Origin of the sequence: Paenibacillus sp. JDR-2, assembly GCF_000023585.1 — a bacterium.
Taxonomy (GTDB): Bacteria; Bacillota; Bacilli; order Paenibacillales; family Paenibacillaceae; genus Pristimantibacillus.
The window spans coordinates 5,795,836-5,819,172 of sequence record NC_012914.1; the positions used below are offsets into that span (position 1 = coordinate 5,795,836).

Consider the following 23,337-nt stretch of genomic DNA (forward strand, 5'->3'; position numbering starts at 1 on the left):
ATATACGGATAATGATGGACGATATGATGATTCAGTCAAGGAGGCAATCAAAACGATAAAAATCCAACCGCTATGCCAATGGCCTCTCCCCCGTAAGGCGGTATAATAAAGTCGCAGAAGATGCACGATGATCTGATTTCTCTAATTTCGAATTAATTCCTTCAAAAGGAGAACCCGAATGAAAGCCATAATCGTCATGTTCGATTCACTAAACCGCCATATGCTGCCTCCCTACGGGGGGAAGGATGTTCACGCGCCCAACTTCAGCAGGCTTGCGGAAAGAAGCGTAACCTTCGATAACAACTGGGTAGGCAGCATGCCCTGCATGCCCGCAAGACGGGATTTGCTCACCGGCCGTCATAACTTCCTGCATCGAAGCTGGGGACCGCTGGAGCCTTTTGACGATTCCCTGCCCGCATTGCTAAGGCAGCAAGGGGTCTATTCGCATTTGGTCAGCGACCACTATCATTACTGGGAGGCAGGCGGCGCAACCTACCATAATCAATATACGACCTGGGATAACGTGCGGGGGCAGGAAGGCGATCCTTGGAAAGGCGTTGTCGCCAATCCCGATATTCCGGAGCATGTTCATCAATATGAAGGGTACCGCGGATGGCTGTTCCGGCAGGATTGGATTAACCGGCAATATATGAGCACGGAGACCGACCATTCGCAGTCGCAGACCTTCGAGAAGGGGCTGGAATTTATACGCACTAACCGGAGCGAAGACCGGTGGCTGCTCCAGATTGAAGCCTTTGATCCGCATGAGCCGTTTTTTGCGCCGCAAGCTTACCGGGATCTCTATCCCCACGAATATAACGGCAAGCCCTTCGACTGGCCTAACTATGCCAAGGTACAGGAAACCAGACAGGAAATCGAGCATTGCCGCTTCGAATATTCGTCGCTGCTCAGCATGTGCGACGCTTCGCTTGGCAAGGTGCTGGACGCGATGGACGAATATGATCTGTGGAAGGATACCATGCTGATCGTCACGACGGATCATGGTCTGCTCCTTGGCGAGCATGACTGGTGGGGCAAAAGCATGATGCCTTTCTATAACGAAATTGCCCGCACGCCGCTGTTCCTATGGGATCCGCGCTCCGGCGACCGCGGCACGAGATGCGGCCAATTAACGCAAATGATTGATCTTGCCCCAACTCTGCTCGAGCTGTTCGGCGTTCCGGCGACGCCGGATATGACCGGCATCCCGCTGACGGAGGCGCTTAAGGCGGAAGCCGAAGGACGGCGCAGCCGCGAGGCCGCACTATTCGGCATACATGGCGCTCACGTCAACTGCACCGACGGGCAATACGTTTATATGCGCGCACCCGTGCATCCGGACAACTCGCCATTATACAATTACACCTTAATGCCGACGCATATGGCCTCGTTGTTCTCCGTCGACGAGCTGCGCGGCATGGAGCTAGCCGAGCCCTTCCCGTTTACGAAAGGCGTTAGCACGCTCCGGATTAAAGCGGATTGTTTTGTTCCCGCCCATCGAATGGGGACGCTGCTTTACGATACGGTAAACGATCCGGATCAATTGCGGCCCCTGGATGACAATGACGCCGAGAATAGGATGAAGGAGCTGCTCGTGTCGCTTATGAAAGCAAGCGATGCGCCGTCCGAGCAATATGAACGCCTTGGCTTGAGCTGACGAAGGCCGTTCAAGGGAGCTTCAGGCGTCTCCCGGCGAATAGCCGTAATCCCGGTACTCCTGCGGAGTGACGCCTACCAGCTTCTTGAACAGGTAAGTAAAATACGCGGTTGTCTGAATGCCCACCTGTTCGGCAACCTCGTAAACTTTAATATTGGGATCCTGGAGCAGCTTCCTGGCCCGCTCAATACGGGTATCCTGAACGAACTCGGAGATCGTCCGGCCCATTTCCCGCTTGAACAGTACGCTGAGATAACTGGCGTTCAAGTTGAAATGCTCCGCCAATTGCTTCACCGTCCAATGCTCGTGAAGCCGCTCCTCGATGAATAGGGATACTCTCCGGATCAGGTTATGCTGCTGGTTCAATTGCGCCTTCTGCTCGGTATCCATGTACCGCTGCACGTAACCGGCCAGCAGCTCCGCCAGCTGCAGGGCGCTTCCGCAATCGAGCATTTGCCGCCACAAGAGAATGTTCGCCTCGCTATCCGGCTCGTTCTTCCACTTCAAATGGCGGATCAGCTCTCCAAGGAAGCTCATGGCGAATGCTTGCGCATAAGAGAAAGAAGCATTTCCCGTCGCAAGCAGCGCATCCTTGATCCGGTTCATGTATTCGGCAACCTGCCCGGCATCGCCGGAGTCCAGCCGCTTAAGCAAGCCCGGAATAAATTCGTCATGCATCCTGTAGGCCGCGAAGTCGCTTGGCTCTACTTCGTTGTAACGTACGATCTGCCCGTCGGCTATCAACCTCGCCTTGGTCATGCTGAACCGTATTTCCCTGTACAGAAGCGAAGCTTCTTCCCATGCGGAGCCTTCGCGGCTGCAGCCGATCGTCACGCTTGCCCCGTACTGCTCGCTCATGATGGATTGAATAAACTGATATTGCTTCTCCGCTTTGGCGCGCGCTGGCGGCGACGGATTGACGTGGAGCGCGACAAATTCGTCAAACGAAGTCTGTGCAAGCCAGATGGAATCGTCTTGGGAGAAGGCGACTTCCACCGTTTTCTTAAAGCTGCTTCCGAGCAGCATCCGCTGCTTCGCCTCCTGCCCGGAGGAAGGATTACGATCCAGGCCAAGCACGATAATCTGATAGCCGGAATCCAGTTCAGGCAGCGTCAGCAGTCCGTCCCACGAAGCAAGAAGCTCATCGACGGGAAGGGCTTCGGCAATCAGGTCGTCTACGAACCTTTCTTTGACGAGCTTTACGCTGCCCGACACTTTTTTCTCTAGCTCCCTGGTCTGCTCAACGACTTCTTTCCGCATCTCAATGGCGCTTCGGAAGCTTTGCAGACGCGAAGCCACTTCTTCAATCTTGAGCGGCTTCAGCACATAGGCCTGAGCGCCGACATGGATGGCATCCTGGACGAATTCGAATTCGTTGTAGCCGCTAATCATCAGAATCTGAATATGGGGATGAAGCCGCTTCGCCTCCGCCGCAAGCTCGATTCCCGTCATGCCCGGCATGGAAACATCCGAGATCAGCACGTCAAATTCCGAGCCTTGAAGCATCTCTGCCGCTTCCTCTCCCGATTCCGCCGTCGACGGGGCTGCATAGCCAAGCTTCTCCCATTCGATAAACCGGACGAGTCCCTGCACATGCGATATTTCGTCATCCACAATAAGTACGTTCAGCATCTTTATCGCCCCTTCTTAATGACTGGCTGGACCCGGCAGGCCGGAAAATCAATCGTAACCAGCGTCCATGCTCCCAAAGCGCTTTCTATCGTATAACGGGCATCGTCCCCAAAATACAGCGCCAGCCGCTCCTTAATATTGGTAGATCCAAAGCCATTCCCGTTCCCTTCGTAAACGCCATCGGCCAGCTGCCTGATCGTATCCCCGGAAATGCCCTGTCCGTTGTCGAACACCGACATCACGACCCGGTCACCCCTTCTCTCAATGGAGGTACGGATAAAAGCATCCGGCTTGCGGACAATAGCCCCATGCTGATAGCAATTCTCCACAATGGGCTGCAGCACCGTCTTGATCGTATACAAATCAAGCGCCGATTCGTCGATTTCCCACTCAAGCCGAACTTTGCCCGGATAACGGAATTGACAGATTTCCAGGTAAGCCTTCACATGCTCTACCTCATCCCTGATTCGGATAACGCTAATCTGATTGTTGAGCGTCAGCCGGTAGAAGGTCGTCAGCGCGTCGATAATCTGAATTTGTTCCTGATCCCTTGCATCCATGGCGCGCCAGCGGAGCAGCCCTAGCGAATTATAAATAAAATGCGGATTGATTTGGGCCTGCAAAGCCCTGAAAGCCTGCTCCTTCTCTTGCAAGCCGGCTTGCGTAATGTCTTCGACGAGCTTGCCTAGACGTTCGGACATCAGGTTAAACCTGTTTTCCAGGTCGCCTAGTTCGTCCTGCTCGCTGTAGCGGATTGCCGCTTCGAACTCGCCACGCGACAAATCACCCATCCGGTTGCCAAGCTTGCGGATTCGCCGAACGATGTTCTGCACGACGGTCATCATCAGCGATATGGACAGCAGCAGGAAGAAGATCGTAATTCCGGCAATTAGAAGCAGAATCATGCGGTCCTGCGCGCTTAACTGCTTCATCGCGGTGGACGATACAACGCTCCAACCGGAAGATAGCGGCTTAACGATCAGCAGCTCTTTGCTATGCGTAAGATCCAGCCAATGGGCGGTATTCGTGATATCGTCCTCCGCGAAGTCTTCCTGCCACTCGCTTAGCGCAAGCTTCTTCCCGATCTGCTCCCGATCGGTCGATGCCAGGATGCTCCGGTCGTTATCCACGACGAACAGACTTCCCTTATCGTTAAAAGGACGGTCGACCCGTTCTCCGAATACAGCGTCATAGTCCAGCAATATATAAACGAGACCAAGAGGAGTCCCCGTCCTGTCTACAATTTTGTGCGTGATGACGACACGATCCGGGCTGCCCGGCACGCTGCTCCATTTGAGAGGCTCCGCGGCTGCCATGGTATTCCGATACCACGTGCTTTCCTTCTGGCCCGCAATGCTTCTCGATTCCGGGCGCCATAACAGCTGACCGTCCTGCACGAGCGTATCGTTCGTGTGATAAATGCGAAAATCCAGGATGCCGGGCAAATATTTGCCCGTGAGCAGGAAGGTGCGGTCCACGTAATTGACGGTATCCACCACTTCGGTCATATCGTCGTAATGTCTGGATAACCGGGCTATCAATTCCCCGTCGGTCGCCGTTCGGACTGCCAATAGGTCGTAGTTGCGTTTGCTGAAATCCGTAATCTGCGCCGTCTGCAGGACCGTCTCATCCACGGCGGACAGGTAGCTGTTGTGGAAGCCCCGGGCGACCAGATACGCGGAACCGCTTCCCAATAGCAGCGTAGGCAGCAGCAGGATGAGCACGTATAGGGACAAAATCTTACCGCGGAGACTCATGCCGCGGGTAAATCGGATGATCCATCGAGAGAGAGGAATGCGCAAGAGACCCCGCTCCTTTCCTGAAAATGCCCAGCCGGAGCCGACGGAAGGGAAGCCGGCTTCCCGGCTTCCCTTCTCTCACGGCTTGAGCTGCGCCGTATTATATTTTACGCTCCCGGGAATTGCTTGGACAACAGCTGATGCCATTCATCCTTCAGCTCGCTCCAATGCGCGCGCTTCTCAAGCGCCGACTGGAACTCGGTCCATGCCGCTTCGAAGGCCTTGTCGTCCTTGGCCATCATCAGTTTGGCCTTGTATTCTTTCCTTACGTTTTCCAGTTCAGGCGAATATTTCTCCCACAGGCTGCCCGGTTCGGATTTGACCAAGTCATACGGCTCGGCTACCCGAATGGCACCCATTTTGCTGATCGCGTTGGTGAAGTCGATTGTCTTCTGACGTCCCGCTACAGTGTCGGTAGCCTCGTAATTCCACCATGGATACCACTCGTTGCTGTACGAGGACGTCGCGTAAAGCTCAGGCGTCGTGCTTGCTTTCTTCGCCGCATCGCCGGAATCATGAAGCGCAGTGTAGTTCTCGTCGATATAATGCCATTTGCCCAGCGGCTTATCGACCCAATCCCAGAACGTGCCCGCAGGTCCTTCATTTACGACTTGCTGCATTTCCGGTTTAGGCGTAAGCGTATAATCGAAGAATTTGAGGATGGCGTCGAGATTTTTCGTGTTTTTGCTGATATACACGTCATCGCCCGGATTCGGATTGATGATGGTGTTGATGCCGACTTTGTCTACGCCGGCCACCTTAGGATACGGAACAGTCTGATAGTACCAGGCCGGTGCGGTTGGTCCGTTCAGCACTTCCCACAGATGAGCATCCATGTTGAAGAATCCGCCAACGTTCAACGCAATGCGTCCGGACTGGTTTTTTTCCTTGTAGCGCTCTTTTTTGTCCGTAATCGCTTCTTTGTCGATTAGTCCTTCGTTATACATTTTGTTCATCCACTTGTAAGCCTCTTTGTATTGCGGATTGTCATAGATGAACTCGTAGTCGTCGCCCTTCTTCTCCACCGGTACGACGCCGCCGCCGCTGGTCGATACGCCGAACGTATTCAGGATGACGTTCTCGTCATTGGCATCCGACAGGAAGCCGAGAGGAATAAGCTTGTTGCCGGAGGCGTCCGTCTGCTGGCTTGCCGCCTTCAAATATTGCTCGACGCCATCAATCGTAGCCAAATCTTCTTTCTTCATGCCTGCTTTCTCCAAGACGTCCTCGCGTACGAACCAGCCAAGAGATGCCCAGCCCGGCCATGGATCTTGCGGATTCTGGTCATACCAAGTCGGAATGGACCAGATATGTCCGTCCTTGTCCTTCATCGCATCCAGATATTGCTTCGGAATCGAAGCGAGTCCCGGATATTTGTCCGGCATGTCGAAGTATTGCTCAAGCGGCTGGATCGTGCCGGAACGAACCATGGATGTATTGATAACGTCGCTCCGCCCGAAGATGGCCGCATCGTCGAAGCCGCCCGTATTCAGCTTCAGGTTAAGCGCGGTGGAAGCGTCGCCTTGCGTGGATTCGATCTGCACGTCGACAAACGGTTCGTTCTCTCTCCAATATTTCTGCACCATGCTGTCGTTGTTGACGGTGGTCGTCCATCCGAGCCACAGATCAAACTTTCCTCCTTGCTTGCCTCCCTCGGCCGTCTGTCCGGTCTGTTCCGGATCCTGCGACGGCGAGTTAGTCGAGCTGCCACCTCCGCCCGAGCAAGCGGTTAACGCCAGCATAAGCGCGGCAAGCGCGCCGGCCGTGGTCGACTTCGCGTAAAATGCGCGACTTTTCATGTTTTTTCCCCTCTCTGTCTAGCTATTTTGGTATATGTGGTTAATCCTAATACCCTGCGATAACATGCAACAAGATCGGAATGCCTTAACCTTTGACCGAACCAATGAGTACGCCTTTGACGAAAAATCTCTGAAGGAACGGATACACGCACAGAATCGGAATCGCGCTTACCATAACGGTTGCCATCTTGACGGACATCAGCGTCACCTGGGCCAAGTTTTGGCTGCCCCGCGCGAGCGCCTCCACGCTATTGTTGGAGCCCATCACCACCGAGATATCCTGTGCGGAGAGCAGCTGCTGCAGAAACGTTTGGACCGGAATCAGATTCTGGTCCGAGACGAAGAAGGCGCCGGCGAACCAATCGTTCCAGTGCATGACGCCCGTGAACAGACCAAGAGCCGCGAGCATCGGCTTGGAAAGCGGAATGATAATCGAGAACAGGACTCTTGGCGGCTTGGCGCCATCCATCTCCGCCGATTCGATCAAGGCTTCCGGAATGCCTTGGATAAACTTCAGCATAACGAACATGTTCCAGGCCGAGAAGGCGCTTGGCAGAATATATACCCAGAACGTGTTGATCAGCGATAGATTAAACAGCTGGATATAGAACGGAATGAGTCCGCCGCTGAACAGCATTGTGATCAGCACGATCGTCAGCAGCGCCCTTCTCGCCGGCATCTGCCTGTAGGACAAGGCGAACGCGGCAAGCAGAGTCACCAGAAGACCGCTTACTGTGCCAATGATCGTTCGCAGAATCGTAATCAGGTAAGAGTGCTGAATGACCTTGTTGCCAAGCACGATATGGAAGTTGGACCACGTGAATTGCCTCGGCCACAAATATACGCCTCCCTTGGCGGCGTCGCTGCCCGTGTTCAGGGAGATCGCCAGCATGTAGACGAAGGGATAGAGGACCGTCAGGCAGAGCAGCAGCAGGAGCAGGGTAATAACCGCCTGTCCGAACTTTTCGCCGGTTGAACGTTTCATCGGTTACCAGAGCCCCTCTCCGTTGATTCTTCTGGATATCTGGTTCGTGCTGAGAACCAGCAGCAGACTGATAACCGAAGACAACAAGCCTACTGCCGTCGCGCTGCCGAAATAGCCTTGCTGCAAGCCGCTTCGGAGAATATAAGTATCCAGAACATCCGCAACCGGCTGGTTGGCAGGGTTCATCAGCGGATAGATCTGATCCATTCCGACCGCTATGAGGCTTGGCATGCTGAGGATCAGGACGATGGAAATCGTCGGCAGGATGCCCGGGAACGTAATGTGCCGGATTTGCGCCAGACGGCCCGCTCCTTCCACCTTGGCAGCTTCGTAGAGCTGCGGATCGATGGACGTGATCGCGGCCAGATACAGAATCGTGTTCCAGCCAACCTCCTTCCACAACCCGCTGGCTACGATCATCGGACGGAACCACTCGGTCGAGCCCAGGAAGAATACCGGATCTCCGCCGAGAGACACGATCAGCTGATTCACGAGACCGTTGTCCAGCGTGAGCAGCGACTGCAGAATGTAAGCGACTACAATCCAGGAGAAAAAGTGGGGCAGATAACTGACCGATTGAACGAATCGCTTGAAGCCCCCGTGGCTTACCTCGTTGATCATCAAAGCCAGAATGATTGGAGCGGGAAAACCGAATACGAATTTGAGCAACGCGATGTACACGGTGTTCTTCACCACCAGCCAGAATTGGCTGTCCTGGAGGAATGCGAAATTGTCGAAGCCGGTCCATGGGCTGTTCCAAATCGTATAGCCGATATGGAAGTCCTTGAACGCGACCTGTATACCGGCCATCGGCACGTAGCTGAACAACAGAAGCAGCACGACGGCCGGCATGATCATGAGATATTGCCATTTGTATTTAAGTATGGCAGACATCGTATCACCTCTTTCTAGCTTCATTGTACGGCAGCGCCGGCCTTTCGAACTACGCAACAACGATTGGTTTTCTATCGCAATGTTTGTCAATTTTGATTGGCAGCCCCGAAGAGAAAGGACACACGTATACGGCTATTGCCGGACGTGTGTCCTCCCTTCCATGAAGAGCTTTATTCGAAAGTATCGTATAGGCTTGTAACGACGAGCTGCTCGCGGAACGCAGCCAGGCTAAGCGGCTCGGACAAGCCGTCCTTCGGTACCGTCACAACGGCCTGACGGTCGGCGGAAAGAGCAAATACGTTGTTGCTCCAGCGGGCGTCGGCATGGCTTAATTCCAACAGAACAAAAGGTGCAAACGCCCGGCTGTCCAGCGTAACGACAAAACGGTCGTCTTCCTCCGCGACAGCAGCGCGGATCTCCGGATTGAGAAGCTCGAAATGCTTCGGCTTCACGAACAGTGCCGTACCCTCGCTGATCGTCTCTTCGCCCATAACAAATTCGAAAGCGAGATAGCTTTGGCTGAGCAGCTGCTTGGTCGTCAGCGTCTCCGAGAAGTCCAGCGAGACGATCTCTTCCGAAGCGAGAGCGTCAAGCGTTACTTCGGCTTCGCCGAATTGAATCGTCTCCGACTTGCGGTCCAGCAGTCTCCAGCGGAGCTGCCCGCTTACAGTCTGCAGCGTTTCGTTGGTCACGTGAAGCGATACCGTTGTCCCTTCTTCCAGAGCGGATGCAAGCACCGGCGCAAAGAACCGCTTGGCGGCATGATGCGTCGCCTTCCATCTGCCGAAGTAATCCAGGCTTGACCAGGATGCGCCCGGCCAAATGTCGTTAAGCTGCCAGTAGACCGCCCCCATGCATCTGCCGCGGTTGCGTCTCCAATGCTCCACGCCAACCCGCATGCCTTCGGCCTGAATAAGCTGGGAGACGTACAGCAGCTTCTCGAAGTTTCTCGGATACTTGAAATATTCGCTGATGTAATACATGATCTTTTCGTTGCCGGTGCCGTTCTTCTGATGTGCTTCCATGACCCTCGAGAAAATATTGCGGTCTTCTGGCAGCGTAAACGTCTCGACCGTCTTAATGGACGGGAACGACTGCAAACCGAACTCGGACATAAAACGGGGATGAAGCGTCCGGTATTCCGTTATCGGCTTCCGCCCGTGCCAGACATCCCAATAATGCATGTCGCCGATGTCTTCGTTATTCGGATCGTCGATACCGCCCTTGGAGGATGGCGATGACACCAAATAAGAGGTGTTTGGATCAAGCGACTGCGACAGCACCGGCAGGAACTCTTCGAACTGCTTCAGGTAATCGTCGCGCTGCTTCTCGCCGTAGCGCTCCGTCCAGCCCCAATACGCCCAGGCGTATTCCAGCTCGTTGTTCCCGCTCCAGAGGCCCAGCGAGGCATGGTGACGGATCCGCTTCATATTGTCGATCGTCTCGAGCCGGATATTTTCCTTGAACTCGTCGTTAAAATCGTAAGCTCCGCATGCGTATAAGTGATCCTGCCACACGATCAGGCCGTGCCGGTCGCACAGATCGTAGAAGTAATCGTCTGCGTAGTACCCGCCGCCCCAGACGCGGATGCAGTTGTAGTTAGCCTCGACGCAGCTTTGGATCAGCTGCTCCGTCCGTTCGTTGCTGCGCCGACCGAAGATGTTGTCCTCCGGAATAAAATTGGCGCCCATCGCGAAGATCTGATGACCGTTGATTTCAAACGCAAACGACTCGCCCCACTTATCCGGCTGGCGCACGACATGCAGCGTCCGGAGTCCGATGCTCAGCGAGCGTTCATCCAGAAGCCGGTCTCCGCTCCGCAATTCAACCCGCAACCCGTATAAAGGCTGGCTTCCGAGATTGTTCGGCCACCATAGCTCGGGATCCTGAACGTCGATCACAAGGTTGGAGATTTCGCCAGCTTCGCTTACCGACGCCTCCAGCGTCCTTCCATCCGGTGTCTCGATCGTAGCATAAAGAGCAAGAGACTCGTCAGAGGACCAGCGCTGCAATTCCGCGGCGATATTCACCTTAACGTTATTGTCGCCATGCTGCTGCGTGATGTAGACATCATCGATCCGGCCGATATTAAATCCGCAGAGGGACATGTCCCGCCAAATGCCCATATCCGGCAGCTGCGGACCCCAATCCCAGCCAAACATGCTATGCGCCTTGCGCAGATGCGAGATGCCCGGCACGGCGTCGGCGCAGCTCGTCAGAAAAAGCTCCTTATCCTTCGCAAGCACAAAGTTCGTGGCCGAGCGGATAATGACGTGAATGTCGTTACTGCCTTCAGTGAGCAGCCCCTTCACATCCGCTTCGTATGTCCGGTGCATATTGTCCGTATTTAATACGGCTTGCCCGTTTACGTAAACCTCGCAAAGCGTATCGAGCCCTTCGCAGCGGAGCAGCACGCGGTCCATCCGCAGCAGATCCCCGTCAACGAGGAAGCTGCGGCGGTATTCATAGTCAAACTTCGTCAGCTCTAAAATATCGTATTCGTTATCGCGGTAATAAGGATCCTCCATCTTACCCGCAGACATTAGATCATGGAATACGGAGCCCGGAACAACGGCGTTGTTCCATTCCGCTTCATCCGTTCTTTTCATCGTCCAATTGCCGTTTAGCGTTACTGAGCGCATGCTTATCAACCTGCTTTCAAAAATATGAATTGTGCTGGAATGATGCGATTCCTTTAATACCAGGTAAGGAAGAATGCATGATTCGGCCCTATCGTAGCATCCCAAGCAAAATTCCGTCTTGTTATGCAGTTGCTTTTTTTGTGCTATATTAACATCAATAAACGAACAGCGACTAGGAGGCAGCAGCCATGAACGTTCCCATGCTGTATGCGGCAGCTTTGATTGATCCGCTGGTGCAATCCAATTTCCACATCGTGCATTCGGTGAGACATGCGTATCCGCTGCACGGACATGACTTCTACGAAATCTTTATCGTCATTTCCGGCCAATGCACGCATCTGGTCAACGGAGATACCCAATTATTGAGAGAGGGAGCTATGGTGTTCATTCGTCCCGACGACACGCATAGCTATGATTTGCTGGAAGGCGGGGACTGCCGGTTCTTGAACGTCAACTTCTATAAAGAGGTCGTGGAGGGGGCTTTCGATTACATTGGCCACGCGGCGTTTGCCCAGGCGCTCCGGAGTCCGCAGCTCCCGCCCTTCATCATGCTCCCCGGAACGGACATGGAGGCTCTCATGAGGAAAAGCGAGCAGATCCAGCTGTTTAACTCGACCGATAAGCAAAAGGCAAGAACGATGGCCCGCAGCTTCTTAAGCGATGCCTTAACCCATTTTTTCCTCGAGTTCCGGAATGACGGCACGCAAGCGATGCCGCAATGGTTCGATCATCTGCTCGCTCAGCTGCAGCGAAAAGAAAATTTCAGCGCCGGGCTGCCCCGCCTGAGGGAATTGACGGACCGAAGCGACGGCCATCTCAACCGCGTATTCAAGCAGTATCTTCGGATGACGCCAACGGCTTATTTGAACCATCTGCGGCTTGGCCATGCCAAAAACCTGCTTCTCACCACGCAGCTTCCCATCGTCGATATCGCTTACGAGGCCGGGTTCGATAATTTAAGCCATTTCTATCATCTCTTTAAAGACGCCTACGGGATTGCACCTGGCAAAATCCGCAACTGGCAATGAAATGCAGGCTCTACAATAAAAAGAGGTTATCTCAACCTAAGATTGAGATAACCTCTTTACTTACCGCATTTTTACGAATTGCCCTCGTGCGCCCTATCCGCCCGCATCCGAATCGTTACCGTTGTGCCGACCCCAAGGGCCGAGGTTATCTCCAATCCGTAATGATCCCCGGAGTACAGCTTGATCCGCTCGTTTACATTAAACAATCCGTAAGAGCTTCCCGTGGCGTCCGATTTCTCCTCCGGGGGCAGTGCCGCCTTCAGCAATTGACGGACACGCTCCTCCTCCATTCCGATGCCGTTATCCGAAATGGTAATAAGCAAATCCTCATTTTCCTCTGTTACGATAATGGAGATAAGACCGCGTCTTTGCTTCATTTTACGTATGCCGTGCAAAAGCGCGTTTTCCACAATCGGCTGCAAAATCAGCTTCGGAATCCGGCAGCCTGCAATCTGAGGATTCACCTCGACCCGGACATCGAACGTATTCGGGAACCGGCTTTGCTGGATGCCCAGGTAAACCTCCGCAAGCCGGACCTCGTCCTCCACGCTAACGATGCTCTTGCCCTTGTTAAGGCTTAGCCGGAAATATTTCGCCAGCGAGTCGATCATCTGGCTGATATCCGACGCCCCTTTGCCGATGGCAATCCAATTGATCATATCAAGCGTATTGTACAGGAAGTGAGGATTAATCTGCGCCTGAAGCGCCTGAAGCTGCGCCTCCCGTTCATGAATCTCGGCCAAATATTTCTCCTCGACAAGCGTACGCACGCGCAGGATCAGATGATCCACGCTTCGCTCCAAAGCAAGAAAATCGCTATTCGCTACAACGGGCAGCTCCTCCAGACTTTCGGTGCCTTCCCTGCGGATAACGGTAATAACCTTCCTCACCCTCTGGTTCATCCCCCGCACGATAATAGCCAGCAGCACAAAAGGCAGCAGCGTGAAGAGCGCGAAATATTCCAGCAAAGAGGTCAGGCTTGACCTTTGGGTCAGCTTCACCGCCTGCGGAGACAGCTGACCGCCGCTATTTTGCGCAACAAGCTTCCAGTTGGTCGGTGATACCGTTGTGAACATAACCTCGTCCGAATCCTTGCTTAACCGGAAAGCATGCCCTCCGCTGTCCTTGCTTGCATTAAGCCGGTCCCTCATTTCGGGAGCAATCTGCGTTCCGATTCGGGCTCTGTCAGGATGGTCGATGACGGTTCCGTTCGAGTCTACCAGGTAGACCTGCGTGCCGGACGAGAATTCGAGGGCGGAGAGCAGATCCGAGACCATCTTCTCCTTCACGTCGATCATCATCACTCCGGAGATTCGATCGTAATGCTCGGGATCGCGAAGCATGCGGGCTGACGACAGCACGTCGACATTACCCGCTTCCAAATAAGATTGCCGGTAAATGCCGCTCCAGACAATACTTCCGTTAGCCGCGAGAATCTCCTTATACCAGGGCTCGCCCATCAAGCTGTCCAGCGAGAAAAAGTTTACCTTCTCCCCCGCGTACAGCTTTGATTTGTCTACGAACAGCCTGACGCGGAACACATCCGAATTCGATTGAACCGATTCGACCAGATTCCGCAAATCCTTGACGACCTCAAGCTGCGTGCTGATAAGCTTGTCCGTATCGCTTACGGATAAGTATTCATGCAGCTTGTTATTCATAAACGCGGCATCGCTGATCTCCTCGATATGCTCCAGCCTATAGGACAAATTGCTGCCCGCCTGCTCCAGCGTCAGCTGCATCGTCCGCATCACTTCGTTTTTCAGAATGGCGGCCGAGCGTTCGTAATACCCGTACAGGATGACCGCTGCCGGGAAAACGATCAGGATACAATAAGCGATCAGCCATTGGCGCGGGATCGCAAGACGGCGAAGAAGGCGGCGGAACCATCCGCCGCCTTCTCCTCTGGATTGACGCAATGCTTGGCGCGTCTCCCTTGCTTCCCTAAACATATTTCTCCCGGTAGCCGCTTGGCGTTACGCCGGTCATTTTCTTGAACAGCTTGGTGAAATAGCTCGGATCCGTATACCCGATCGCGTAACAAATATCGTAAAACTTGTATTGCGGGTCGCGCAGCATCTCTTTCGCCTTCTCCATTCGGACCTGCGTCATATATTCGCCAACGGTCTGACCGGTCTCTTGCTTGTATAACAGACTGACATAGGTTGGAGTCAGAAATACCTCCCTGCCGATATCCGTAACGGTTAAGCTGCCGTTCGAATAATCCCGGTCGATAATAGCGCGGACACGCTCAACCAGATTGGCTACCTTGCCCGTCCGCTTCTCGCCGATCCGCTCGCAGGCCGCAAGCAGATAAGCCTCGAGAATAAGCCGCATTTCGCCAAGCGTTTCCCGGTCCAGCAAGGATTCCCATACGGCGGCTTCCGCCGATTCCAGCTCCTCGGACTGCATATTCAACTCCAGCAGCAGCTGGCCAGCGGCCAGAAATATCTGCATGCAGACGTTGCGACCATACTTCAGGCCGTCGGGGCGGTTACGGTTCAAATCGGCAAAGATCGCGTCCAGCACCTCGCGCAGCTTCTCCGGGTTCGCCGCTTTCAGCGCGGAGGTAAGCTCCTCGTCATAGACGAATTCATACCGGCCGGCGCTTAAGCTGGCTTGCTCCGAACTTTCCAGGCTGTCCATCGTGATGATGCGGTTTTTTCCCAAATACCATTTATGATTGACCGCTTCGCGCGCCTGCTTGTAGCAGTTGCCCAGATTGCCAAGTCCCGTCACGCGGTCGCTGATCCCAATCGTTACGCTGATCTTCAGCCACCGTTCGAGATTGTCGCGAATCCTGCTGGTCAGCTCAAGCAGTCCTTCAGCGGCATCGCCGGACACTTCGCTTTCGGCCCCCCTGCGCAAAATACCCGCGAATTCACCCGTCTGATACTCAAACACGTATCCGCCCATATGGCTGTCGATCAGCTCCTGGCAGATGTTATTGATCGAATACCAGAGCAGCTGCCGGTCCCGTTCGCTGCGGGTGCTCATCACTTCGGGGAGATCATCCACCGATATGACGATCACCCAATACGATGCCTCCTCGGGCAGGCTTAGCTCGAGGAACTGCACCCTCTCCCGGATATCCTGCCTCTGAACGCCGCTGCCCATCAGCGACAACAGAAATTTTTCCCGCAGGACAGGCATTCCTTCCTTCAGCCGTACCTGCAGCTCTTCCTTCCGCTGCTGCTCGGCGCGTTGCTCATCCAAGTCGCTTACGACATGCCTCAGCACCGAGCTGAGCTCTTCCAGGTTAACCGGCTTGAAGATATAATCAACCGCACTGAGCTTCATCGCGGATTTCAAATAATCGGCATCGTCATGTCCGCTGACGAAAATGATTTTCACATGCGGGTAATGTTCATTAATCAGGCGCGCCAACGTAATCCCGTCCATATTGGGCATACGCACATCCGTCAGGACAAGATCGGGCGCTTCCCGCCCGATCATTTCGAAGGCGACATCCCCGTCGTCGGCTTCCCCCATAATCTCGATTCCGAAAGAGGACCAGTTGAAGTAAGATTGCAAGCCCATTCTGACCGTAGTCTCGTCATCAACGATAAGCAGCTTGTACATGGGGTTGTCCTCCTTCTTAAGCGGTTCGCGTTATTTCTTAAACTTCACACCTTGATCTTCCAATATATTGTGCAGTTTGTCCATGGCTATATTTTGCATCGTTGCCGCGTCGTCGATCGACAGCGATGCCGCAATCCCCGCAGCCTGCCCCAGCGCATAACAGGTCGCCTGCACGCGCATCGAAGACATGGCCACATGCGTCGCCGAAATCGAACGGCCCGCTATAAGCAGGTTATCGAATGCTGCTGGCACCATGCAGCGGTACGGGATATCGTAGCCGTCGATTTTGCGTTCATCGGTTGTTTTCTGCGCGTCCGGGCTATGAATATCAATCTCGTAATTCGTTTGCGCCACAACATCTTGGAATCTCGCTCCGCTGGTCAGATCCTGCTCGTTCAGCGTATACAGGCCAACGATCTGATTCGTCTCGCGCGTTCCTGTTTGCGGGGCGATATGCGTAAGCGCGTAGTTCTCAAAGCCGGTCTTCTGAAGATAATAAGCAATGGAAAACACCTGCCGGAGCGCTTCCGTCTCGGCATAGTTGATATCTTCAATCTTCGCACCGTTCGCTTTCACCCGCGACATGTTGACCAGCAGCGAGCCGTCCTTGTTCTGCTCCCAATACAATCTTCTGCCCTGAGGCAGATCGGACACTTCTTTGTATTCGTAGCAGCCATCCGGCAAAATAGGCGTTACCGGCTTGCCCGTGTCCTGCATCGTAAACATCAGCGTCATCGGCTGCGTCAGTCCATCGGTTTCCCGCCCGGTTGTGTAAGGCACGCCAGCGTCGATGGCGACACGCGCGTCCCCCGTACAATCGATAAAGCAATCGCCTTCAAATGCTCTCAATCCCTCGCGGGTGGACACGATAACCGCCTTAATTGTACCGCCCTCTTGGATCGTCCCTACAAATTCGCAATGGAAGTAGACCTCAACGTTCTCTTTCCTCATCTTTTCATTCAAATAATGACGCAGCATAAAAGGGGAATATTGCGGCGCGATGGATTCATCATGGCCAGCCGGCAAAGATTCAGCCAGCATCTCGGATATAAGCTCGCGATAAATGCCGGTTACGTTGCCGATCGGCATAAATACGCTAACGTTGGCGATCGTCCCCATGCCGCCGAGCTGCGCCGTTTTCTCCAGCAGAAGAACCTTCTTGCCGCAGCGGGCTGCGCTGATGGCGGCAGCCGTGCCTGCCGGTCCCCCGCCGATAATCACAACATCCGCATGCTTGTAAGTCTCAACCTCGCGCGAAAAAGAATAAGTAGTCATCATCCATTTCTCCTCTCCATAGGAACGCAGCGGAGGGCCTTTGTAAAGGAGCCCTCCCTGCCGGATTTGTTGTTATTTGGTTGTTTTGTACCAATCGTTAATTTCTTTAGCGCTCGCTTCCGCGCCTTCGGCATTGTACTTCTTCTGGAAGTCGCCAAGGCCGTCCAGCTTCTCGCTGCCTGCAATCAATTTAACGGTGTAATCGCCGGACATCGTTTCGAGCTTCAAATTATTTTTCGAGTAGTTCTCCAAATACGGAGCTACGCTAAGCACGTTAAGAATTTTATCCGAATCGGCCGTTTTGTTGTTCAGCGTATCGAAGGCTTCGAACATAACCGGATTTTTGCGAACGCGGGCCTGCCAGTATTGCGGATAGTTGGCTTCGTCCGTTCCGACCATGTAGTTGTTCGCCAAGTTGCGCTCGTCGTTGAAGATCGGGAGAATCGGATTGTAAGAGCCGTTATCAACGGTATAATGAGTACCTTCCACGCCAATCGCTACTTCTTTGAAGGTTGCCGATTCAAGGCTTGCGTTAATCCATTTAACTGCGTCCTCCGGATGCTTGGAGGATTTCGGAACAAAGCTCAGACGGTCAAAGCCTTGATTCGCTCCAAAGCCGGATTTGCCGTTAGGACCTTTAAGAGCCGGTACGTAAGCAAATTTCGCATCGGGCGCAGCTTTGGCAAGCGCATCGGAGATGCCCGGGATGTCAGCCCAGTGAACGACAATCGCGCCTGCTTTGCCGCTGGAGAATTTCTCTTTGGCTGTTGCGTCTTTATTGACGACAAACTCTTTATCGAGCAATCCGCCCGAATAGAGTCCGGAAACGTACTTCACGTAATCCGGGAAGGCCGGATCAAGCACGCGCGGCACAAGCTGTCCGTCCACCACATTCCATGGATTCGGCATGCCGAAAGCGCCTACAAGATCGTCAATCATCGGCAAATCGCCTTTAACCGTAAAAGGCACGTTCTGGCTGCCGTTGCCGCCCGGATCCTTGTCCTTGAAGGCTTGCAGCGCGGCCTGGAATTCGCCCGTTGTCGTTGGCATCTGCAGGCCAACCTTATCCAGCCAATCCGTACGGATCAGAATGCCGAAGCCTACCGGATAAGTAATAATATTCGGAATCCCGTACAGCTTGCCGTCAACCTTCAAGGCATCCATCGACTGCTGCGAAATCGCGTTTTTGATGTTGGGACCGAATTGATCGATCAGCGGCGTTAAATCAATAAGCGCGCCTTTCTTCGCATAATCCGAATACAGAGCCATGTCGATGTAAGAGGTTACGATATCGTAGGGCTCGCCGGAAGCCATGAGCAGATTCAGCTTTTGCGCGGGATTATCCTGCGGAAGCATATCGTATTGCACCTTGTAGCCTGTTTTCTCTTCGAGCAGCTTCGCTACCGGATAATTGGCGTAATCCTCGCCTTGGAAAACATCCAGACGTTTCAGAGTCGGAAGATTGCCGCCGGGCTCCGTTGAAGCCGTGTTAGCGGATGCTGACGGCGCATTGGATGCCGCCGCATCATTGCCATTGTTATTCGACGAGCATGCCGCTAATGAGCCCGCCAGAACAACCGTTGTTGCTGCAAGTGAAAGCTTTTTTGTCATTTGTTTCATTGCATGACCCTCCATTTTAGCTATTATTTATCATCAATCTTGCCGCTATGCTACAGGATGCGTAAAGCATAGCGGCAAGAGTTGATTGCGCAAAGTGGCTCAGCCTTTTACGGAGCCGATTAGTACACCCTTGATAAAATACTTTTGCAGGAACGGGTAGACGAGAAGAATCGGAATGGTAGAGGCGATAACGGTTGCCGCCCTCACTCCCTCCGCGGGAACATTCATCCGATCCTCCGCGCTCATCTTGAAGCTGGAAGAATCCGCGTTCATGACGATGTCCTGCAAGTACAGCTGCAAAGGTTTTAGCGACGTGCTGTTGATGTAAAGCATCGGATTAAAGTAATCATTCCAATAATAAACCGCGTAGAACAGCCCGATTGTAGCCAGGACGGGTCCGCTGAGCGGCAGAATAATCCGGAACAAAATCGTATAGTTGCGCGCGCCGTCAAGCTTGGCGGACTCCTCCAGGCTTGGCGGGAGACTTTCGAAATAGCTTTTGATGACGAGCATATTAAACACGCTGATCAATCCCGGAAGAATAAGAGAAGCCAGGTTATCAATCAGATCCAGCTGCCGGATGAGCAGATAGCTTGGAATAATGCCGCCGTTAAACATCATCGTAAAGACAAACAAGACAATGATGACCCCCACGCCGGGCAGCTCCCGCTTCGACAGCGGATAAGCCGTCATGGCCGTAACGATAAGCGATGCCAATGTGCCTATGAGCGCTACCAACACCGAGATTAGAAGAGCATGGAGAAATTGATTGTTCGTTACGACGTATTTCAGCGTATCAAGCTGGAAGCCGATGGGAAGCAGGTTAACCTTCCCGGAAGTGATCGCCCATTCTTCGCTGACCGACTTCGATAATACCGTGATAAACGGAACCAGCGTGGATACTCCCATCGCAATCAATACGACATAAATGAAGATATCGAGTACGTAATCACCGATTTTTCTGCTGTGCATGGTACTGCCCCCTTACCAGATGCTTCTCTTCAAGAACTTCTTGCTGAGCATGTTGCCGCTGATGATCAGAATAAAACCTACCAGGGAATTAAACAGGCCAACCGCGGTGCTAAAGCTGTAATCCTGCTGGCCAAGCCCCATCCGGTACACATAGGTTCCGATTACGTCCCCGCTATCGTAGACAAGCGGATTGTACATCGTCAGAATTTGTTCGGTACCGGCTTCGAGCAGGCTGCCGATCCGCAGAATCAGCATCAGGATAATCGTAGGCATGATGCCCGGAAGCGTTATCGAAATCATTTTGCGGATACGTCCGGCTCCGTCGATGGACGCTGCCTCGTATTGCTCCTGATCGATACCTGCTATGGCTGCAATAAAGATGATGGCGTTCCAGCCGATTTCCTTCCAGCCCGCCGTAAAGACGACAACGCTGCGGAAGAAGGAATTGTCCTGCAGGAAGGAGATTGGCTTGCCTCCAAAGAGCGTGATAATCTGGTTAACGAGACCGTCCGTCGGAGAGAGCAAGGTGACGAACAAGCCGGAAATAATAACCCAGGACAGGAAATGCGGCAAATAAATAATCGTTTGAATCGTGCGCTTGAACATCATCTTGCGGACTTCGTTTAATAACAAGGCAACGACGATCGGAATCGGGAACAAGAGGACAATCTTGTACAGGCTGATGAGCAGCGTATTCGTCAGCACCCTAGTGAAGTCGTCCGAATGGACAAGCTTCTGGAACTGATCCAGCCCCACCCACTCGCTGCCTCCGATGCCGCTGAAAATATTGAAATCCTGAAACGCGATGACAACCCCGTACATCGGCGTATATTTGAATAGGAGCAAAAAGATTAATCCCGGAACAAGCAGCAGGTACATATCCCAATTGCTGCGCGCCAGCTTCCAGCGGCTGTTGTTATTCAACTTTCCTCACCTGCTTTTCTGAAATGTTATATCTGTATTGTAAAAGATGAGGGTGGGAGGTTCGTAGAATGTAATCCTTTGATTTCTGGTTATTTTCTATAAAAGAATGAAAAAGACCATAGGTTAAATTGCAAACTGCGCATTCGATGTTCTTCCGATCGCCTTGCTCGGGGATTCCTTCTGAACAATATTCTAGTGTTGTAATCCCCTTACTAAAGCGAACGCTGCGCTTCTCCAGAATCATCGAATGCTCCGTTTGAAATTAACCTTCCCTTACATTCTTACGACTTGGGGAAGAGGTCCTCTTGGTTCCGCTATTGGATTAGCGGAACTATTCTTGTGACATCAAAAAAGCGGTGCAGGATTTAATCCTGCACCGCTTTTGGTAATTAAGTTATGTTAACCGCGCGCGAAGCCGCGATCGTATTGTCTCGGAACTTCGATTTCTTTGTGGAGAACGCTTGCTGCTTCGAGGGCCCAGTAAGGATTGCGAAGCATGCCCCGGCCTACGGCCACAAGATCCGCGTCTTCGTTGCCGATCACGGAATTGGCAAGCGCAGGATCGTCTAATCTGCCGACTGCGATAACCGGGATATCCAGTGCTTCTCTGATCGCTCTCGCGAGAGGCACCTGGTAACCCGCATGCGTGCCCGGTCTGCCCGCGGCCGCGATTTGCCCTTCCCCGCCAGCGCTGATATGGAAGACGTCAACGCCAGCTTCTTTGAATTCCTTCGCAAACGCGATGCTTTCGTTAATGCCATAGCCGCCTTCTGCATATTCCCGGGCGGAGATCCGCATAAATAACGGCATGTGGGCAGGCATTTCGCTTTTTGCGGCTTTAATCACTTCTTTTCCGAATAACGTCCGGTCTTGGCCGTATTTATCCGCTCTTTTGTTCGTAAGCGGGGACACGAACTGATGTATCAGATAGCCGTGAGCACCATGAATTTCAATGGTATCCACGCCAGCCTGAACGGCACGGCGTACAGCCAGTCTGAATTTCTCCACCATTTGCTCCGCTTCTTCAGTGGTCAGAGCACGAGGCGTTTTTGAATTTTCGTCAAACGGAATAGCCGACGGTGCTACCGGCAGTTCCGCGTCCTCGGCTTTACGGCCGGCATGGGCAATCTGAATGCCTATTTTTGCCCCGTGCTGATGGACGGCCTCCACGATGCGTGCCAGCGCCGGAATATGATCATCCGACCACAATCCCAAATCATAGTCCGTAATCCGGCCATCCGGCTCGACGTCGGTCATTTCGATAATAATCAATCCCGCGCCGCCAACCGCGCGGCTGACGTAATGCGCGTAATGCCAATCGTTTGCGATGCCGCCTTTGGCCGTTACCGAGTATTGGCACATCGGCGGCATAACGACGCGGTTTTTCAAGGACAAGCTTTTAATCTCGTACGGAGTAAATAAGTGCTTCAAAATACGATCTCTCCTCTATTCTATAGTTCCACGGCTCCAATTCGGCTACATAATAATGTACCCAGTTTTGGACAACTCATGATCAGGCATTTGTAAAAGAATGCTACAGAGCCCATTATACCTTTGCTCCTACAATAAAACTAATTATATAAATTGCATTTAACCATAAAAATATTTATAATTCGGTTTACTGATAACGATAGAGGATGAGGAATACGATGGTCGATTTTGAATGGTATCGAAGCTTTATTGCTATATACAAGCATCACTCCGTCTCCGAAGCCGCCAAGACCAGAATGATGACGCAGCCCGCCATGAGTCAGCATTTAGCCGCACTGGAGGCTGAAGTTGGAGAAGCGTTATTCACGCGTGTATCGAGGAGACTTGCCGTAACCGAACGGGGCAAAGAGCTGTACTCCCGGGTTGCGCCGCTAGTTGAATCGCTGGAGGAAACAACGGCCGGGCTGAAATCCACGTCCCTGCCGAACAATAAGGTGTTCCGCATCGGCTTATCTCTGGAGTATTTTCAGGAGCTGTTTCTTCCCAAGGTTACGAATTCCGGCATGTGCAGCGTCTCTTACTTCGGAACTGCTGATCAATTGCTTGAGCTGTTAAAGGAAGATCAAGTGGAGCTTATTATTACTCCCAAGAAATTTATCGTGCCCGGCATTGAGTATGAGCTGTTAATGGAAGAGACCTTTACGATCATAACGCCGGCTTCGCTCGAGATCCCCGATCTTCGCCATCCCAAAGAGATCGAGGAATGGCTGTCCGAGCAGCGATGGATTTCCTACGGGCTGGAACTCCCCATAATTAGACGCCTATGGAGAGAGCATTTCAAGAGACGTCCTCTAATCAAGCCCAAGCATGTGATTCCCAACCTGCACGCGGTTATTAGAGCCGTCGAGATGGGCGCCGGAATCAGCGTGATCCCTACCTATCTGCTTGAGCATTCGAAGGCCGGCATTCATACCTGCTTCGACAATTTGACTGTTACTAATGATCTGTTAATCGGCTATAAAAGCAAGCACAAGCATCTGCCCGAGCTGCAGGAAATTATTTCGATTATCCGGAGATGAGAAAAACGAAAAGCAGGG

16 protein-coding genes are annotated in these 23,337 nt (G+C 52.9%); 3 read left to right on the forward strand and 13 right to left on the reverse strand.

Going from position 1 to position 23,337, the window contains the following annotated elements; translation table 11 throughout:
- The first annotated feature begins 178 nt into the window (after positions 1–178).
- Positions 179–1,657, forward strand: a complete 1,479-nt coding sequence (locus PJDR2_RS25435; RefSeq protein ID WP_015846608.1) for a sulfatase — start codon at positions 179–181, stop codon at positions 1,655–1,657.
- Between the two features lie 21 nt (positions 1,658–1,678).
- On the opposite strand, the gene PJDR2_RS25440 is transcribed toward PJDR2_RS25435, so the two are convergent.
- The 6 genes from PJDR2_RS25440 to PJDR2_RS25465 form a co-directional block, all read right to left on the reverse strand.
- Entirely contained in the window at positions 1,679–3,289 is a 1,611-nt protein-coding gene (locus tag PJDR2_RS25440; protein ID WP_015846609.1) for a response regulator, read from the reverse strand.
- Positions 3,290–3,291: 2 nt separating this feature from the next.
- On the reverse strand, positions 3,292–5,091 hold the full coding sequence (locus PJDR2_RS25445; RefSeq protein ID WP_015846610.1) for a cache domain-containing sensor histidine kinase: 1,800 nt from the start codon (positions 5,089–5,091) through the stop codon (positions 3,292–3,294).
- Positions 5,092–5,195: 104 nt separating this feature from the next.
- The gene (locus PJDR2_RS25450) at positions 5,196–6,887 is read right to left on the reverse strand and encodes a hypothetical protein (RefSeq protein WP_015846611.1); all 1,692 of its coding nucleotides are present in this window, start codon (positions 6,885–6,887) and stop codon (positions 5,196–5,198) included.
- Between the two features lie 85 nt (positions 6,888–6,972).
- Positions 6,973–7,872, reverse strand: a complete 900-nt coding sequence (locus PJDR2_RS25455; protein WP_015846612.1) for a carbohydrate ABC transporter permease — start codon at positions 7,870–7,872, stop codon at positions 6,973–6,975.
- 3 nt (positions 7,873–7,875) lie between these two features.
- Entirely contained in the window at positions 7,876–8,766 is an 891-nt protein-coding gene (locus PJDR2_RS25460; protein ID WP_049790081.1) for an ABC transporter permease, read from the reverse strand.
- A 170-nt stretch (positions 8,767–8,936) separates the two neighbouring features.
- Entirely contained in the window at positions 8,937–11,408 is a 2,472-nt protein-coding gene (locus tag PJDR2_RS25465) for a beta-mannosidase (protein ID WP_015846614.1), read from the reverse strand.
- 188 nt (positions 11,409–11,596) lie between these two features.
- Between PJDR2_RS25465 and PJDR2_RS25470 the strand changes: the two genes are divergently transcribed.
- Positions 11,597–12,436, forward strand: coding sequence for a helix-turn-helix domain-containing protein (locus PJDR2_RS25470; protein WP_015846615.1), 840 nt, complete (start codon positions 11,597–11,599; stop codon positions 12,434–12,436).
- Positions 12,437–12,507: 71 nt separating this feature from the next.
- On the opposite strand, the gene PJDR2_RS25475 is transcribed toward PJDR2_RS25470, so the two are convergent.
- The 7 genes from PJDR2_RS25475 to PJDR2_RS25505 form a co-directional block, all read right to left on the reverse strand.
- The gene (locus PJDR2_RS25475; protein WP_265525080.1) at positions 12,508–14,355 is read right to left on the reverse strand and encodes a cache domain-containing sensor histidine kinase; all 1,848 of its coding nucleotides are present in this window, start codon (positions 14,353–14,355) and stop codon (positions 12,508–12,510) included.
- Between the two features lie 25 nt (positions 14,356–14,380).
- Entirely contained in the window at positions 14,381–16,018 is a 1,638-nt protein-coding gene (locus PJDR2_RS25480; RefSeq protein WP_015846617.1) for a response regulator, read from the reverse strand.
- A 30-nt stretch (positions 16,019–16,048) separates the two neighbouring features.
- Positions 16,049–17,296: an FAD-dependent oxidoreductase gene (locus PJDR2_RS25485; protein ID WP_015846618.1), complete on the reverse strand. Its 1,248-nt coding sequence runs from the start codon at positions 17,294–17,296 to the stop codon at positions 16,049–16,051.
- Between the two features lie 69 nt (positions 17,297–17,365).
- Positions 17,366–18,913, reverse strand: coding sequence for an extracellular solute-binding protein (locus tag PJDR2_RS25490; RefSeq protein WP_015846619.1), 1,548 nt, complete (start codon positions 18,911–18,913; stop codon positions 17,366–17,368).
- A 99-nt stretch (positions 18,914–19,012) separates the two neighbouring features.
- Positions 19,013–19,885 (reverse strand): carbohydrate ABC transporter permease, encoded by an 873-nt coding sequence (locus PJDR2_RS25495; protein WP_015846620.1) that lies wholly within the window; start codon positions 19,883–19,885, stop codon positions 19,013–19,015.
- 12 nt (positions 19,886–19,897) lie between these two features.
- A complete protein-coding gene (locus tag PJDR2_RS25500; protein WP_015846621.1) occupies positions 19,898–20,809 on the reverse strand; it encodes an ABC transporter permease in 912 nt (303 codons plus the stop codon).
- Positions 20,810–21,208: 399 nt separating this feature from the next.
- Positions 21,209–22,240, reverse strand: coding sequence for an NADH:flavin oxidoreductase/NADH oxidase (locus PJDR2_RS25505; RefSeq protein ID WP_015846623.1), 1,032 nt, complete (start codon positions 22,238–22,240; stop codon positions 21,209–21,211).
- Between the two features lie 218 nt (positions 22,241–22,458).
- On the opposite strand from PJDR2_RS25505, the gene PJDR2_RS25510 reads away from it, so the two are divergent.
- The gene (locus PJDR2_RS25510) at positions 22,459–23,319 is read left to right on the forward strand and encodes a LysR family transcriptional regulator (RefSeq protein ID WP_015846624.1); all 861 of its coding nucleotides are present in this window, start codon (positions 22,459–22,461) and stop codon (positions 23,317–23,319) included.
- Positions 23,320–23,337 lie beyond the last annotated feature (18 nt).